Below are 15,998 nucleotides of genomic sequence, written 5' to 3'. Positions count from 1 at the left end.
TCTACAGCTCCTCCCGGATCAGCAGAACCTTCTCCCCGGGCTCCAGCCCTTCCGTAATTTCCACAAAGCTGCTGGAGCTCCTGCCGATTTTCACGTTCCGTTCTTCCGAACGCATGGATTTATGAACCCGACAGTAAATGCTGCCCTCTTTGGCAAAAAGCGCTTCAACCGGGACAAAAACCACGTCGTGAACTTCTTCAGAAATCATGTCGACCTCAACGCTCATTCCGGGGCGCAATGCGGCGTTGTGCTCATCCAGGGAAATGACCGTGGGGTAGATTTTCGGGCTGGTGCGGTCCCAGAAGTTCAGGTGAGAAGCCATATCCGCAATCTTGGTGACTTCGCCGGACAACCGGACATTGGGCAGCGCTTTGATGCGCATCTCGGCGCGCATCCCGATATCAATCTTGGAGCGAACCGCTTCCGGCACATCAAGATTGACCACCAGGCGGCTCAGATCGGGAATCGTTCCGATCAGCTCTGACGGACGCATGGATGTGCCAACGGTAATATCTTTCTGCTGCTGGTTGCGGCGGCGCGGATCCGGATTGCCATAACTGACCACCCCATCCACCGGAGCCGTCACCTTAAGCATCGCAATATTTTCAAGCAGATCCTCCCGCTGTTTGCGCTGCGTCTTAAGCACCTGTTTCTGCGAATCAATTTTTCGTTCCAGCTGAATCCGCTGAGACGTGGCATTAACAAGCTGTTTCTGCAGGTCCATTTCTGCTTTAACCAGATTCTGCTCCAACTGACGGGATTTCTGGGGATAGGTATACTGCTTAAACATCCGCAGGTTATAGATCGCTTTTTCCTCGCCCGCCTCGAGGTCCTCGATCTTTTCCTTTGAAGTTTCAATCTGATCCTCGATTTTAGTGCGGGCAGCCTCATCTCCCATCGAAGCCGTCAGCAGGTCCTCTTTCAGGGACGCCAGGTTTTCTTTTTCCTCCTCCACCCTGATTCGCGCATCTTCGACGGCCAGCTGCAGATTTTTTTTCTGAAGCGGCGCATCCTCATTAATATATTTTTCGAGATCCTCCACGCAATCCCGACGAGTATCGGTTGCTTTCTTAATCAGGCTGACGCTATCGGCGGTTTTCATCTGATAATCCTGTTCCACAAGCATCAGGTTTTTCTCGCCCTCTTCGATTTTGATCTCCTGCGATTCCAGCTCATCGAGATAGTTTTCGTCGGAAAACGCAACGATGAGGTCCCCTTTCTTCAGCGGCGTCTGGTCTTCGACCGCCTCGATAATATCAAGCCCCTTTTTGGAAACAGGCGGGGCTTCGATATTGTAGCGTTTGATGGCGTCGAGCGTTCCGTTGGCGGAAATGACAATATTAAAACTGCCGCGGGTTACCTCATAAACCTGATCGAGCTGTTTATCGCTGTCTTTCTTCTTTCCACAGCCGCAAAGAAGACTCAGCGCAAACAGGCAGCACATATACGGACGAACAGAACCTCGCATCATTTTCACCGGAAAAGTTTTTTGATTCCGCCCCAGACGGACCGCTTCTGCGGCGGGAACGCCTGCCTCGAGGCATCCACCTGTTCCTGAAGCTTGGGCGGGATTTCATCGGCAATCGTATCCACCGAAAGATCGGCCGGGTCCACAATGTTGACCGTCAGGAAAATGACCAGCTGCGACCGGATCTTTTCACTGGATGATGAACGGAACAGCGTTCCCACCAGGGGAATGCTTCCGAGGATTGGAACCTGCTTCTGACTCTCAATCTGCTCTTCGCGCAAAAGGCCGCCGATCGACACCATGAACCCGTCGTTCATTTCCAGCATCGTGCTGGCATTACGAATGGCAATCACCGGGTTGCGGCCGGCAGCAGATTCTTCGTAACGAATGATGTTGGAAACCTCCGGTTTCACCTCAAGCACAACGCGATCGTTAAAAATAGACTCCGGGGTTACCCACAGCTTGATGCCGACGGACTTGTAATCGACAGAATAATTGGTGCCGGCGGAGTTCTGCGTGGATTTTGTAATCGGAATATCTTCACCGGAAAGAATATTGCCGGTATGGCCGCGACGCATCACCAGCGACGGTGCCGACAAGATCTGCGCCGTTCCGCTGCTGTCCAGAAACGTCAGGAAGCCCGAAACCATGAGCTGCTCTTCTTGATCGTAATAGACGGCGGATGACTGCCCACTCAGGGTGGCCGGATTCACACCGGTCGGAAAGAAAGCGTCCAGAACCCGGCTCCCGATATCTTCCATCGCATCAGACACTGCAGCAGCCCCTGATGCGGAATTATCCAGAGCTCCCATGTTTTTAAACTGGTTGTACTGAAGGCTGATTTCCTTTTCAAAACCATCGGTTACCTGAAACTCAACCACACTGGCGCTGACCAGCACCTGCCGCACCGGACGATCAATGGACTCCGCAATTTTCTTCAGCTGCGGAATCTGTTTTTTCTCATCGGAAATCACCACCAGATCGGCTTCCTCGCAGTCCGAGATTTCGCCGTTCACAGACAGAAACGGCTCTACTGCCCGGGCAAACGATTCCGCACTGATATGCCGGCATTCGTAAACAAACAGATCGAGCGAACTCTCCTCTTCCCTGGAGAACTGCATGGCCAGCTCCGAAAAGCTGCCCATGATGTCATCATATTTTTCCTGATTCTCATCCGCCGCAGCCGCCGCTTCAGCATCCATCGACGCACTCGATGCCCCATTGTCCTGTTCAGCCTTCCGGGCTTTCAGCGCGGCGATCTGCTCTGCCGAGAGTTTACGGCGCTGCCCAGTGCCTTCGGGTCGCTGCTGAGCAAATGCAGCAGCAGACACGATACAACAGAATATCAGTATGATCCGTTTCATCAGATTGCCTTGGGTTTATGTTATTCCGATCTGTCGCCGTAACCGGCGGGATGCGACTGGTGCCAGTTCCAGGCACTTTCCACAATCGAGCGCAGGTCAGCATACTCCGGCTTCCAGCCGAGGATTTCCCTGGCTTTGGCAGAATCGGAAATCAGACGGGTGCAGTCGCCGGCACGGCGGGGTTCAAGATCTGCCGGAATGGGATGTCCGGTTACTTCACGGGCGACGTCGATCACCTCTTTCACCGAATACCCGTCGCCGTTGCCAAGATTAAACGCGCCGCTGATACCTGGTTTGAGAGCCAGGATATGCGCCTGTGCGAGGTCACGAATGTGAATGTAGTCGCGGATGCAGGTCCCGTCGGGCGTGTCGTAGTCGTCCCCGAAAATAAAGATTTTTTCGCGTTGGCCGAGCGGCACCTGAAGGATCAGCGGTATCAGATGGGTTTCCGGGCTGTGATCTTCACCGTATTTTTCAGTCGCTCCGCAGGCGTTGAAATAGCGCAGGAAGACGCATTCGACTCCATGAATCTGTTCCGCCCACTGGAAAATCTTTTCGCAAAGCAGCTTGGATTCGCCGTAGACGCTTTCCGGCTTCTGCGGGAGGGTTTCATCCATCGGCATTTTTTCCGGAGTGCCGTAAGTGGCACAGGTGGACGAAAAGATCAGTTTTTTACAGCCTGCCGCCACCATGGCTTTCATCAGGTTGAGCGAACCACTGACGTTGTTTTCGAAAAAGGGAAGCGGGTCACGCATGGATTCGCCGACTTCAATGTATGCGGCAAAGTGAATCACTGCCTCGGCACCGGATTCTTTGAGCGCCGCTTCGATGGTTTCCGGCCTGCGCAGGTCCCCCTGAATAAACTGTGCCCGAGGATCAATCGCAGCGCGGTGCCCGCGCTCAAGATTGTCAAAAACCGACACCTCATGTCCGGCATCGCAGAGCATCTCTGTTGTGACAGAACCAATATAACCGGCACCACCGGCCACCAGAACCTTCATGAATCTCTCCTTTGTATGAAAGTGAGCCGGGAAAGATAGCGTTCCTTCCCCAATCCGCCAAGCTTTTACGACGGTCGCATTCCTTGATATTTTCTTGAAAGACAGTAAGATATGCGCGCTATTGCACTCATGGAGAATTTATGCGCAAAACTTTCATTTTATTTCTGCCGGCAGCGCTGCTGATTCTGTTTGGAACGGTCATGCTTCACCGCGCAGAAAGACAGAACCTGCAGAATGAGCGAAGAATGCAGGCAAAAACGCCGGTTGATATCGGCGAGGCTTTTCTTAACCAGCAGATCAAAGCCGTTCGGGGAGACCTGCTTTATCTGGCGAATCAATGCCAGTCCATCGACATGGACGATCCGCAGGCGCTTCAAGAACTTGCGCCTCAGTGGATGGCGTTTGCAGACATTAAGCAGATATATAACCAGGTGCGTTTTCTGGATATAAGCGGACAGGAACAGATCCGGATCAACTGGACAAAAGACCAGCAGGAAACCGTTCCGAAGCCTGCGCTCCAGAATAAAAGCGACCGCTACTATTTCCAGGACACAGTGAAGCTGAAAGCCGGAGACATTTTCACATCTCCCCTGGACCTGAACATTGAACACGGACGCATCGAAATTCCTGTCCGGCCGGTCATTCGTTTTTCTACACCAGCCGTTGACAGCAACGGAGCGACGCGCGGCGTGGTGATCCTGAATTACTGTGCAGAGCAACTGCTGACCAGTTTCACACAGCGAACCCAGAACGATCAGCGGCATGCATGGCTGCTGAACCAGGAAGGATACTGGCTGAAAGGACCATCCCCGGACTCGGAATGGGGATTCATGCTGAACCAGCCCGACCAAACGGTTGCCCGGCAATATCCTGATGCATGGGCACAGATCGAAGACAAAGAAGCAGGCCAGTTTATAACCAAAAGCGGACTCTGGACGTTTAAGACCGTCTACCCGCTTTTGGAGTGCAGCCATCACCCAGAAAACCAGCGGCATTCAGAGTCGGAAAAATATGCAATCAATGCCGCGAAATACACCTGGAAGGTTGTCTCCCTTGTTCCAAGGAGATACTACGTATCCAGCCCGCGCGAACATATTGTTTTGAGAATCAAAGTTTCTCTCATGCTCCTTCTGCTGGCTTTCGGTGCGAGTTATCTGCTGGCGCGGTCCGAAATGCGCGAACGACGCCTTCGGATTGATCTGCAGGATACCGTGGAAGAACTCCGAGACAAAAACCTTCAGCTGGACGACGCCCGGGCTGCGGCCGAAAACGCCACGCGGGCCAAAAGCGCCTTTCTGGCAAATATGAGCCATGAAATCCGCACCCCCATGAATGCCGTCATTGGAATGACCGACCTGCTGATAGAAACGCCGCTTAACACGGAACAGAAAGAATTCGCAGAGACCATCCGGGTCAGCGGCGAAGCACTGCTGACCCTGATTAATGATATTTTGGATTTTTCAAAAATTGAAGCGGGACGTATGGAGCTGGAACAGCAGGACTTTGATTTCGGCCGGTGTGTTGAAACCACGCTGGACCTGATGGTCCCCAAAGCTGCCGAAAAGAACATTGAGATCGTTTACGATATGGCTGGAAACGTTCCGGCAATTATCCAGGGCGACGCCGGCCGCCTGCGGCAGATTCTTCTGAACCTGCTGAGCAATGCAATTAAGTTCACCCGGGAGGGAGAAATTGTGGTCTCTGTTACCGCCCTGCCCAGAGATAACGGATATGAAATTGGAATCTCCGTGCGGGATACCGGAATCGGAATTCCATCGGAAAAGATCGATCACATTTTCGAAACATTCACTCAGGCGGATGCGTCCACAACCCGCCAATACGGCGGCACCGGACTCGGGCTTTCCATCAGCCGCCGGCTCAGCGAACTGATGGGCGGACGCATGTGGGCAGAAAGTATCCCCGGCAAAGGGTCCTGCTTCCATTTCACATTGTATACCCCGCTCGCCCGGCAGATTAAAACCATTCGGCCCAACCAGAATTCCTTTAACATCGATCATTGTGATGTGCTGATTGTAGATGATAACGAAACCAACCTGAAAATCCTCTCCGCTCAGCTGACTCGCTGGAATCTTTGTCCGGTGGCATTCAACACTCCCGAAAAAGCTCTGGAGTCCATTCAATCCGGCCGGACATATTCACTCATGATTACGGATATGCAAATGCCGGACATGAACGGGACAGAGCTTGTTCGCGAAGTACGAAAACTCCGCCCGGCTAACGAGCTGCCAATCATTATGCTGACCTCGACCGGACTGAGCAGGCGGGACGAGACACTCCATATCTCGAGCTGTATCAGCAAACCGGTCAAACCGGCGCAGCTGCACCAGGACATTGAGCGCATCCTGCAAGGATACGGGTCCACCCCGTCATCCGACAGAGCTCGGACAACAGCAATACCATCCAGCGCCGAATCGCTGAAAATTCTGGTTACAGAAGATAACACGCTCAACCAAAAAGTCGCCCTGCGCATGCTTGAAAAACTGAACTACCAGGCCGACCTCGCGCATGACGGCGTTGAAGCGCTCGAGAAGGTCGATCAGAAAGAGTATGACCTCATCCTGATGGACATCCAGATGCCCCGCATGGACGGCCTGACCGCCACCCAGGAACTGCACAGCCGCTTCAAAGACAAAAAACGCCCCCTGATCATCGGCATGACCGCCCATGCATCCAATGAGGAACGCGAACGCGGACTTGCCGCCGGCATGGACGACTATCTGACCAAACCGATTCAACTCACCAAACTGAAAGAAATGCTCACCCGAACATCCGCAATCATCGGGAACAGCAAAACATAGCCCGATAGAACATCAGGAAAAAATCTCATACGATCGATCCGACTCCACCGAAGCATTAAGCATGCGCCTTGTCAACGCATCGGAAAACATCTATCGTCGTCCGCTATCTTATAATAGCGGCGGTATTCATGCACTCTACAACTCCGAACAAAAAGCCTGTCTGCAAAGTCAGATGCTTGGTGATTCTTCTGATTCTCATCTGGTCTGTCGCTTTGGGCACATCATTCTCCTGGGCCGTCTATCACGAACGCAAGGGAACAATGACTGCCGCAACCATGGCTGCGCGCGCCCAGTTTCAAAGGGACCACCTTTATCGTCACTGGAGCTCCCTGCATGGAGGTACATACGTTCCAGTTACAGAAGAAACTCAACCCAATCCCTATCTAAGCGGAACCGACGAGCGCGACATCACAACGCCGTCCGGTCGCAAGCTGACCCTGATCAACCCCGCCTATATGACCCGGCAGGTGCATGAAATGGGTCGCGAAGAAGCCGGCATTATCGGCCACATCACAAGCCTCGACCCTCTTCGGCCCGAAAACGCACCGGATGAATGGGAAACACAGGCTCTTTTATCATTCAGACAAGGAGTCACAGAAGTCACCACCCTTAATCAACTGAACGGAGAACCATACCTGCGGCTGATGCGGCCGCTGACCGCAGAAAAAAGCTGTTTGAAATGCCATGGGAACCAGGGATATTCCACTGGAGATATCCACGGAGGCATCAGCGTATCCATTCCTCTAAGGCCCTACAAAGCCATCACATCCGGACAAACCCGCATTGCAGCATTAAGCTATGGCAGCATCTGGCTGATTGGAGTCATCGCGATCCTAACCGCAACCCACCGTATCCACCGGTATATCATCCTGCGTGAAGAAGCCCAGGAAGCCGCGGAAGAAGCCGCAAAAGCCAAAAGCTCTTTTCTGGCCAATATGAGCCATGAAATCCGCACACCGATGAATGCCGTCATCGGCATGACCGATCTTCTGCTGGAAACCAGCCTTTCCGAAGAACAGCGCGATTCGGCCAACATTATCCGGGTCAGTGGAGAAGCGCTGCTGACCCTGATCAATGATGTACTCGATTTCTCAAAGATCGAAGCGGGTCGAATGGAATTGGAGCAACAGGATTTTGACCTGTCTCAATGCGTCGAAGATACACTGGACCTGATGGTGACAAAGGCCGCAGAAAAAAACCTTGAGATTATTTATGACGTCGACAGCAATGTTCCTTCCGTGATTCGCGGTGATGCCGGGCGCCTGCGCCAGATCCTGATCAACCTGCTCAGCAACGCCATTAAGTTCACCCACGAAGGTGAAGTCGGGCTGTCGGTGACGGCCCGCCAAAAGGACAGCGGCCATGAACTGGAGTTCACAGTACGTGATACCGGCATCGGAATTGAACCGGAAAAACTCAAGCAGGTTTTCTTCGTGTTCACTCAGGCAGACGCATCCATGACCCGGCAGTACGGCGGTTCCGGTCTCGGCTTATCCATCAGCCAGCGCCTCAGCGAACTGATGGGAGGAAAGATGTGGGCGGAAAGCGTTCCCGGAGTCGGCTCCATCTTCCGCTTCACCATTACTACTCCGGCAGCACGACAGGTGCGTTCCTTCCGTTCCGACCTGGACCTCAAAGACCTTGAAACGCGGAATGTTCTGGTTGTCGACGATAACGCCACCAACCTGACGATTCTCTCGGCTCAGCTTACGCGCTGGGGCCTGACTCCTGTCATCTTCAGTAAGCCCATTGATGCACTTCACTCCATTCAGTCCGGGCGGAAATACGCCCTGATGATTACCGACATGCAAATGCCGGAACTGGATGGTGCAACACTGACCCACATGGTCCGGGATTTTCGTTCGGACAAAGAGCTTCCAGTTATTGTCCTGACATCCGTCGGCCTCGACAAACCGGACGAGTCGCTCGCAATTTCGGCCTACATCACGAAACCGGCCAAACCGGCCATGCTGTATCAAACCATCATTGATATTCTTCAGGGCTGCAGCAAAAACTACAGTCAGACCGTTTCCGCCGCCCATGCAAACGAAACCGTATCACCGCTGAAGATTCTGGTGGCGGAAGATAACCTGCTCAACCAGAAGGTGGCCTTGCGCATGATTGAAAAGCTCGGCTATCAGGCTGACCTCGCCCGCGACGGTGTTGAAGTGCTCGAGACGGTGGATGCCAACTCCTATGACCTGGTTCTGATGGACATTCAAATGCCCAGACTGGACGGACTGACCGCCACCATCGAAATCCTTCAGCGCTACAAAGGCAAACCGCGCCCCCTGATCATCGGCATGACCGCCCATGCTTCGAATGAAGAGCGTGAGCACGGAATCAGCATCGGAATGGATGACTACCTCACCAAACCGATTCAACTGGTCAAACTGAAAGAAGTCCTCTGGAAAGTTCAGGAATTCAAATCCACCTGATCCGGCGTCCAGACGCTGGATTTTTTCTGTCCGGTCTTCCAAAGCCCCGATGCCGACGCCCCTGCTCATTGCAGAATCTGACTGCATGTGTTTTCCACACATTGGAAAACAGGCAGAATTTCATGACTTTTCCTGAAAAAATCTTTAGACTTTCGTCAGCTTTCCTGAAAGGCAGACATGACAGAGCGAGAATTATTTTTAGACGGGATCCGAAACGATCTTCACCGAAAAAAAAACTGCATCTTCTGCATCTCCGCAATTCTGCTGTTTCTCGCAGGCATCTGGGGAGCCAAACAATCCGGATCCCATATTGACCTGCGGATGCGCAAGGAGCTGGCCCGCCAGGTAAAAATGCTGGCGGCAGCCATCCCGCCGGAAGAAGCATCAGAACTTTCGTTTACTGAAGCCGATCAGAATCGCCCGGAATTCCTTCGCATCACCCGCCAGCTGCATGATTTTTCTGAAATGACAGGCGCCGAATTCATTGGCTCGTTTGCTCTTAAAGATGGCCAGGTTGTTTTCGGCCCCGAAAGCCTGCCGCAGACTGATCCGCGCGCCACTCCAGCCGGTACAGTCTTCCAGCAGCCGACCCGAACAGACGTGAACTCTCTGCTCACCGCAACCCCGTCGATTCAGGGACCGGTTCAGGATGAATTCGGAATTTTTGTACGGGCGTCCGCTCCAGTCATCCACCCCCGGACCGGAAAAGCCCTGATGAACATCGTTCTTTGCCAAAGTGCCGATATTTGGAACAAACGAATGCGAACCGCACAATGGCTTCCCATTATCATTACCCAGATTCCTCTTCTGGTTCTGATTGCCGGCTGGGTGGTCATGAAAAACCGCCATCGCCTGACCTCTCGCAGACTGCGTCACACAGAAGCAATCACCTGCGCCGCAGCGTTCCTGCTTCTGACCATTGGGATTACCTGGCTGGTTTATCATGGAGAAAATTCAAACCGAGATGAAACATTCCGGTCCCATGCTCTGCAAAGTGCATCAGCAATCCTCCATACATTCCGAACATTGGAAAACAACCTGACGCTGATGTCCAGGATGCTTGAATCCAGTGAACAAATAACCGCCCGGGAATTTTCGATCCTTTGCAGCCCCATACTGAACGAAACCATTACTCAAAAAATAGAATGGATTCCGCATATAAAAACGGCTCAGCGCGATGCTTTTGAAAAAAAGGTTCAGGCCGAAAACGGATGGAGCAATTATCGGATCTGGGAACAGGGAACTCAACACACTGACGTCAAAACGGAAGCCCGTCCCATCTGCTATCCTGTTCTTTTTGTTGAACCGGCGTCAGAACAACGACAGTTCCGCGGCTTTGATGCGGCATCCGATCCCATACTGTATGCAGCTCTCAGCGAAGCTGCTCAATCCGGATATGCTGTAGCCAGCAAACCAATCCGGACTGGATCCAATACAACCCTTTCCATTTACCATGCCGTTTCATCTGAAAAGCATCAGGGCACAGTTGCTTTCTCGATTTTTCCAGAGCAGATCGTGAAACTTCCTGCACTGCTGGCCAATGTTGACCAGTACGACCAAAAGGTCTCCCTGCACGAACTTAAGGAAGGCGCCGCCTCCACCCTGCTCGCCTGTACGGATGAGAATTGTTCCGAACGCTGTCCTGAACAGAGTGAATACGATACTTTCACTATGCCGGCGTTTGCTTTCGGAAAAACCTATGCTGTGCATATCATGCCTACAAAGCGATGGCTGGCTGCCAACCCGTACCGCGACACGCAAATGGCCTTCGGCGGCGGCCTGCTGCTGACCCTGCTGCTGACCTCATTGATCGGCATTTTGGCAAACCGCCCTGCCCTGCTCGAAAAAAAAGTCCAACAGCGCACCGCGGAACTGCGCAGGGCAGAAGAATATGCACAGGCGGTCCTCAACTCGTCCAGTGACGCAGTCATCATCCACCACCCCGAAACCGGTGCCATTCTGGATTTCAACAAAACCGCCGAACAAATGTTTGGAATCAGCCGCAATGAAATTGGAACCGTAAACATCGACGCTCTCAAAGCGGAAGATTGTGATTCCACAAACGATCAGGACATGCAGATCATCCGGCGTGCAGCACAAGGGCACTCCTCGCTTTTTGAACGAATCGTCCGGCGCAGGAACGGAAGAACGTTCCCGGTGGAGATCAGCATTTCCGGAACAAAGATTGGCGGAAAGACCCGCGTGATTGCCAATGTGCGTGACATTGAACAGCGCAAAAAAACCGCAGAAGAACTGAAAGCAAGTGAAGCCCGGTTCCAGATTGCAGCCGATGCTGCAAATATTGGTGTATGGGAACGCGATCTGGTCACAAAACGATTAATCTGGGACAAGCGCATGTTTGAGCTCTATGGAACAGACTCCGTCGTTGAGGATGCTTCCGAACTCTGGAAAAAATCGATACATCCTGATGACTTCGAGAGCGTTCAGGCTATATCCGACCGTGCTGAAAAAGGGGAAACCGAACTGAGCTGCGAATTCCGCATCATCCTCCCCAACCAAAAAGTACGATATCTTCGCGGGATCGGAAAAATGCTCCGCGACGAAAAAAACAATCCGTCCCGCATGATCGGGATCAATTATGACATTACAGAACAAAGGGAAGCAAAACAGGCGCTCATCAAAAGCGAAGCACGATTCCGCTCCCTGTTTGAAATGGCAGCCGTCGGCATGTCAGAAGTATCTCCGGACGGCCACTGGATCGGCGTCAACAAGAAGCTCTGTGAAATCACCGGCTACTCCAAAGAAGAGATGCTGAACCTGTCCTTCCAGCAAATCACCCATCCCGATGATCTGGACGAGGACCTCCGGCTGATTCAAAAACTTCTGAATGAAGAACTCTCCACATACTCGATGCAGAAAAGATACATCCGCAAAGATAATTCTGTTATATGGATAGACCTGACCGTCTCACTTATCCGCAACCCAGATGGAACACCGGACCGTTTGATCTCAATTGCTTCTGATATCAGTGATCGTAAAAACTCCGAACTGGAACTGAAAAAATCCAGGGAATTTCTGCAATCCACCCTGGACGGGATGACTGCCCACATTGCTCTTCTTGATGAATCAGGAAAGATTCTGCTGGTAAACAAAGCGTGGAGAAAATTTGCAGCACAAAACGGGCTGAACGAATCCGCCGCCTGTGAAGGGGCCAATTATCTGACGGCCTGCGACAACGGATCTGAACAGATACAGACGTTTTCTCAAGGACTGCAAGATGTACTGGCGGGCCGATCAACATCCTTCGAACTGGAATACCCATGCCAAACTGCAGATAAAAACTACTGGTTCAGTGTTCACGTCAGCTCTGTCAGCCAGACGAGCTATGAACTGCGCAGAGCGGTCGTTTTTCATACGGATATCACGGAACGTCAAAATGCAAAAGAAGCCCTGCACCAGCGTCTGGATGAGCTTCGGCGTTTCAACAAAGCGGCAACCGGTCGTGAGCTGCGGATGATTGAGTTGAAACGTGAAATAAATTCTCTGTGCGGAGAGCTGGGCAGAGAAAATGCCTATCCATTACATTCGCTTTAGCCGGAAACTATTTCCCGGAAGAGTTCGGCAAAAGACGTCGGAACAAACTTTATGAATACAGCGACAAACAACACAGAAAAAGAGAAGGCAGCAATGTGGGTGAGTTCCTCTTTTCTTACTGATTTAATTGCACTGGACAGTCCAGATAAAATGGCGGAACACTTGAGTGAGCAGCTCTGCAAGATGAGCAAAGCCGAAACAGTCATATTTTTCCTTCACGCAAACCGGCAGGAAAAATGTGAATCGTATTTCATTTTTCCCCCACTCCAGACAAAACAGTTCGAACACCTCCCGCTGAGCACTTTCTGCCACATGCGCCTCCCGGACTCGGTTCCACTGACGTTATCTGAATTCAGCGAAGATCATCCTTTAAAAATCCCTCTCGCTCAGGCCGGCGTTAAAAACCTGATGAGAATTCCCGTACACAGCGGCCGGAACCTGATAGGGTCACTTCTGCTCATAAACCTGCCCGACCCCAACAAATCATCCGAAACCTGCGCGATGATGGCAGTCATAGGCCCTACGCTCGGGCTGGCGATACAAAACTGTTTTGCCCACCAGAAAATTCAGGAGCAAAAAGATTCTTTAGAGCAACTGATTAAAGCCCGAACAACCGAACTGGAAACCGCGAATCAGGAGCTGATCGATTCGCGCCGGGCAGCCTTGAACATGATGGAAGATGCGGTGCTCGCTAAAGAGAAACTGGAAATGACTCAGTTTTCGATTGATAACGCCTCTGATTCCGCCTTCTGGATCGATAAGGATGGATCGTTCAGCTATGTCAATAAAGCTGCATGCCAATCGCTTGGGTATTCACAGGACGAGCTGCTTAAGCTGTCAGTCGTTGATATTGATCCGTTCTATGACATTCAAGGCTGGAAAAAACACTGGGACCAAATCCAGAAGTCACGATCTACATTTTCTGAAAGATTCCACAAAACAAAAGAGGGTCACATCTTTCCAGTCGAAATCCATTCGAACACCATTACGTTCCAGGGCAAAACAACGGTCTTTGCTTTTGCTCATGACATTTCAAACCGCAAAGCGGCCGAGCAGGAACTCACCTTGTCCCGGAATCGGTTTTCCACGCTCCTTTCCAACCTGCCAGGAATGGCATACCTCTGCGAAAACGACAAGAACTGGACGATGCGGTTTATCAGCGACGGCGCAACCAAAATCACGGGCTACACCGCGGAAGATCTCATTAACAACAAAACCATCTCCTATAAGGAACTGATTCACCCGGAGGATCGAAACATGGTTTCGAATCAAATCCAGGCAAGCCTGAATGATCACAGGCATTTTGAAATTGAATATCGAATTATCACTCGGGAAGGCGAAGAACGCTGGTTATGGGAACGCGGAATCGGACGCAGGAATGAAAAGAACAGCATGCTGGTTGAAGGGTTCATTTCGGACATTACGCATCGCAAAGAAGTCCAGAATGCAATGAAAGAAAGCGAAGCACGGTTCCGGGGCATTTATGACTCGATGGCCACCGGCGTCGCTCAAGTCTCTCTGGACTTCTATATTGAAACAGCAAATCAGGCCTATTGTGAAATGCTCGGCTATACCGAAAAGGAACTGAAGGGAAAACATCTCAGCGAGATTACAGCACCGGAAGTTCTGGAGAAGAATCTGGAACTTCAAAAGCAGCTGGTGGACGGAAAAATCGAACATTTCCGAATGGAAAAAACATTTATCCATAAGACCGGGGAACCGGTTTACGGCCTGCTGGATGCGGTTCTCATACGCAAACCTGACGGAAGCCCGTCTTACTGTCTGGGAAACGTTGTAAACATTACCGACCGGAAAAAAGCGGAAAGCGAACTCCGGCGCCTGTCAACCGCGATAGAACAATCTCCAGAAACCGTTATGATCACCAATCCGAAAGGCATTATTGAATATGTAAACCCTGCCTTTGAAAACCAAACCGGTTATACACGATCTGAAGCCATCGGCAAAAATACAGATATTTTAAGAAGCGGAAAACATGATGACCTTTTCTACACAAAGATGTGGGACGTACTTCGTGCCGGAAACATCTGGGAAGGCCAATTGGTTAACCGACGAAAAGACGGACAGACCTACACAGAAGACGCCACCATCTCTCCCGTGCGCGACGAACAAAATCAAATCACCCATTATGTAGCAGTTAAGCGGGATATCACTCAGGAACTAATCCGCGAAGAACAAATGAAGCAGGCTCAGAAGATGGAGGTCATTGGGCAGCTGGCCGGCGGTATCGCCCACGACTTCAACAACATCCTGCAATCCATCCTCGGCTTCAGTGAACTGCTAATGTTCTCTCTGGATGAAACCGAAACACAGCCCCGCAGCAACGTTCAGGAAATCCAGAAGGCCACCCGGCACGCAGCAGACCTGACCCGTCAGCTGTTGGCGTTCAGCCGGAAACAAGCTGTTGAATTCACCTCCATGAACCTGAGCGACACCGTTAAAAACACATTATCCTTTGTCACCAGCGTTATTGGAGAAAACATCCAGATAGAGACTGTTTTTGCTCCCGACCCTGTTCCTGTCAACGCCGACCCCAGACAAATTGAACGCGCAATTTTAAATATGGCAATTAATGCACGCGATGCCATGCCGGACGGCGGCGTTCTGACCCTGAAAACCGAACCGATTTCTTTTACCAAAGAAGATTCTGAACAATCGCTGCAAACAAGAGCCGGAGACTTTGCCTGCCTCAGCATAAGTGACACTGGCACCGGAATGTCCCCAAAGACCATAAAACGCATATTCGAACCCTTCTTCAGCACCAAGGACCCCGGCAAAGGAACGGGCCTGGGACTGGCGGCTATTTACGGAATCATCCAGGACCATAAAGGATGGATTAATGTCTACAGCGAACCCGGGCACGGTTCGACATTCAAGATCTATCTGCCACTCAAAACCGGCATCCCGGCGCAAACAACCGTCACCAGCCAATCCGGCAGCGATTTAAATTCCGAAAGCAACAACCAACGCATTCTGATTGTCGAAGATGACCTTGCGATCCGGACCCTGGCGAAATCAGCGTTGCACAAAGCCGGCTATCAGGTTGAATCTGCTCCCGATGCAGAAGAAGCCGAAAAAATATTCGACGAACAGAACGGAGCATTTGATCTGCTGTTCAGCGACATTGTTCTCCCCGGAAAAAACGGGGCAGAACTGGCGGCGAAACTGACAGAAAAAAAACCGAACCTGCAGGTTATTCTGTGCAGCGGTTATTCGGGCGATCGCATCCGAAAGGCAGGTATAGAACCAAACTCATTCTGCCTGCTGGAAAAACCGTTTCCTATTGTCAAATTACTCAGGATGGTACATCAAGTACTGGCACCTGTTAAGTAACC

Annotated in this window: 7 protein-coding genes; 4 read left to right on the top strand and 3 right to left on the bottom strand. The window is 51.5% G+C overall.

Annotated features, from left to right (window positions below; all coding sequences use genetic code 11):
• Position 1: 1 nt before the first annotated feature.
• The 3 genes from GT409_RS09110 to galE are packed head-to-tail and all read right to left on the bottom strand — an operon-like array spanning position 2 to position 3,833.
• Positions 2–1,471 carry an efflux RND transporter periplasmic adaptor subunit gene (locus GT409_RS09110; RefSeq protein ID WP_160628791.1) on the bottom strand — a complete coding sequence of 490 codons (1,470 nt, stop codon included), beginning with the start codon at positions 1,469–1,471 and terminating at the stop codon, positions 2–4.
• Between the two features lie 2 nt (positions 1,472–1,473).
• Positions 1,474–2,832, bottom strand: a complete 1,359-nt coding sequence (locus GT409_RS09105; RefSeq protein WP_160628790.1) for a type II secretion system protein GspD — start codon at positions 2,830–2,832, stop codon at positions 1,474–1,476.
• Between the two features lie 20 nt (positions 2,833–2,852).
• A complete protein-coding gene (galE, locus tag GT409_RS09100; RefSeq protein ID WP_160628789.1) occupies positions 2,853–3,833 on the bottom strand; it encodes a UDP-glucose 4-epimerase GalE in 981 nt (326 codons plus the stop codon).
• Positions 3,834–3,973: 140 nt separating this feature from the next.
• Here galE and GT409_RS09095 point away from each other — a divergent pair, with 140 nt between their 5' ends.
• The 4 genes from GT409_RS09095 (at position 3,974) to GT409_RS09080 (ending at position 15,996) form a co-directional block, all read left to right on the top strand.
• Positions 3,974–6,652 carry a hybrid sensor histidine kinase/response regulator gene (locus tag GT409_RS09095; protein WP_160628788.1) on the top strand — a complete coding sequence of 893 codons (2,679 nt, stop codon included), beginning with the start codon at positions 3,974–3,976 and terminating at the stop codon, positions 6,650–6,652.
• 179 nt (positions 6,653–6,831) lie between these two features.
• A complete protein-coding gene (locus GT409_RS09090) occupies positions 6,832–9,090 on the top strand; it encodes a response regulator (protein WP_160628787.1) in 2,259 nt (752 codons plus the stop codon).
• Between the two features lie 177 nt (positions 9,091–9,267).
• Complete coding sequence (locus tag GT409_RS09085) at positions 9,268–12,645, top strand: PAS domain S-box protein (RefSeq protein ID WP_160628786.1); 3,378 nt, start codon at positions 9,268–9,270, stop codon at positions 12,643–12,645.
• Between the two features lie 51 nt (positions 12,646–12,696).
• Positions 12,697–15,996 (top strand): PAS domain S-box protein, encoded by a 3,300-nt coding sequence (locus tag GT409_RS09080; protein WP_160628785.1) that lies wholly within the window; start codon positions 12,697–12,699, stop codon positions 15,994–15,996.
• Positions 15,997–15,998: the final 2 nt, after the last annotated feature.

The sequence above is a fragment of the Tichowtungia aerotolerans genome (assembly GCF_009905215.1).
Taxonomy (GTDB): Bacteria; Verrucomicrobiota; Kiritimatiellia; order Kiritimatiellales; family Tichowtungiaceae; genus Tichowtungia; species Tichowtungia aerotolerans.
This window is presented reverse-complemented; position numbering and strand designations above follow the sequence as displayed.

Excerpts from the sequence above, each read along its gene's own strand:
- GT409_RS09080 (WP_160628785.1), top strand. The coding sequence starts at position 12,697 with ATGAATACAGCGACAAACAACACAGAAAAAGAGAAGGCAGCAATGTGG.
- GT409_RS09105 (WP_160628790.1), bottom strand. The coding sequence starts at position 2,832 with ATGAAACGGATCATACTGATATTCTGTTGTATCGTGTCTGCTGCTGCA.
- GT409_RS09085 (WP_160628786.1), top strand. The coding sequence starts at position 9,268 with ATGACAGAGCGAGAATTATTTTTAGACGGGATCCGAAACGATCTTCAC.
- GT409_RS09110 (WP_160628791.1), bottom strand. The coding sequence starts at position 1,471 with ATGATGCGAGGTTCTGTTCGTCCGTATATGTGCTGCCTGTTTGCGCTG.
- GT409_RS09095 (WP_160628788.1), top strand. The coding sequence starts at position 3,974 with ATGCGCAAAACTTTCATTTTATTTCTGCCGGCAGCGCTGCTGATTCTG.
- galE (WP_160628789.1), bottom strand. The coding sequence starts at position 3,833 with ATGAAGGTTCTGGTGGCCGGTGGTGCCGGTTATATTGGTTCTGTCACA.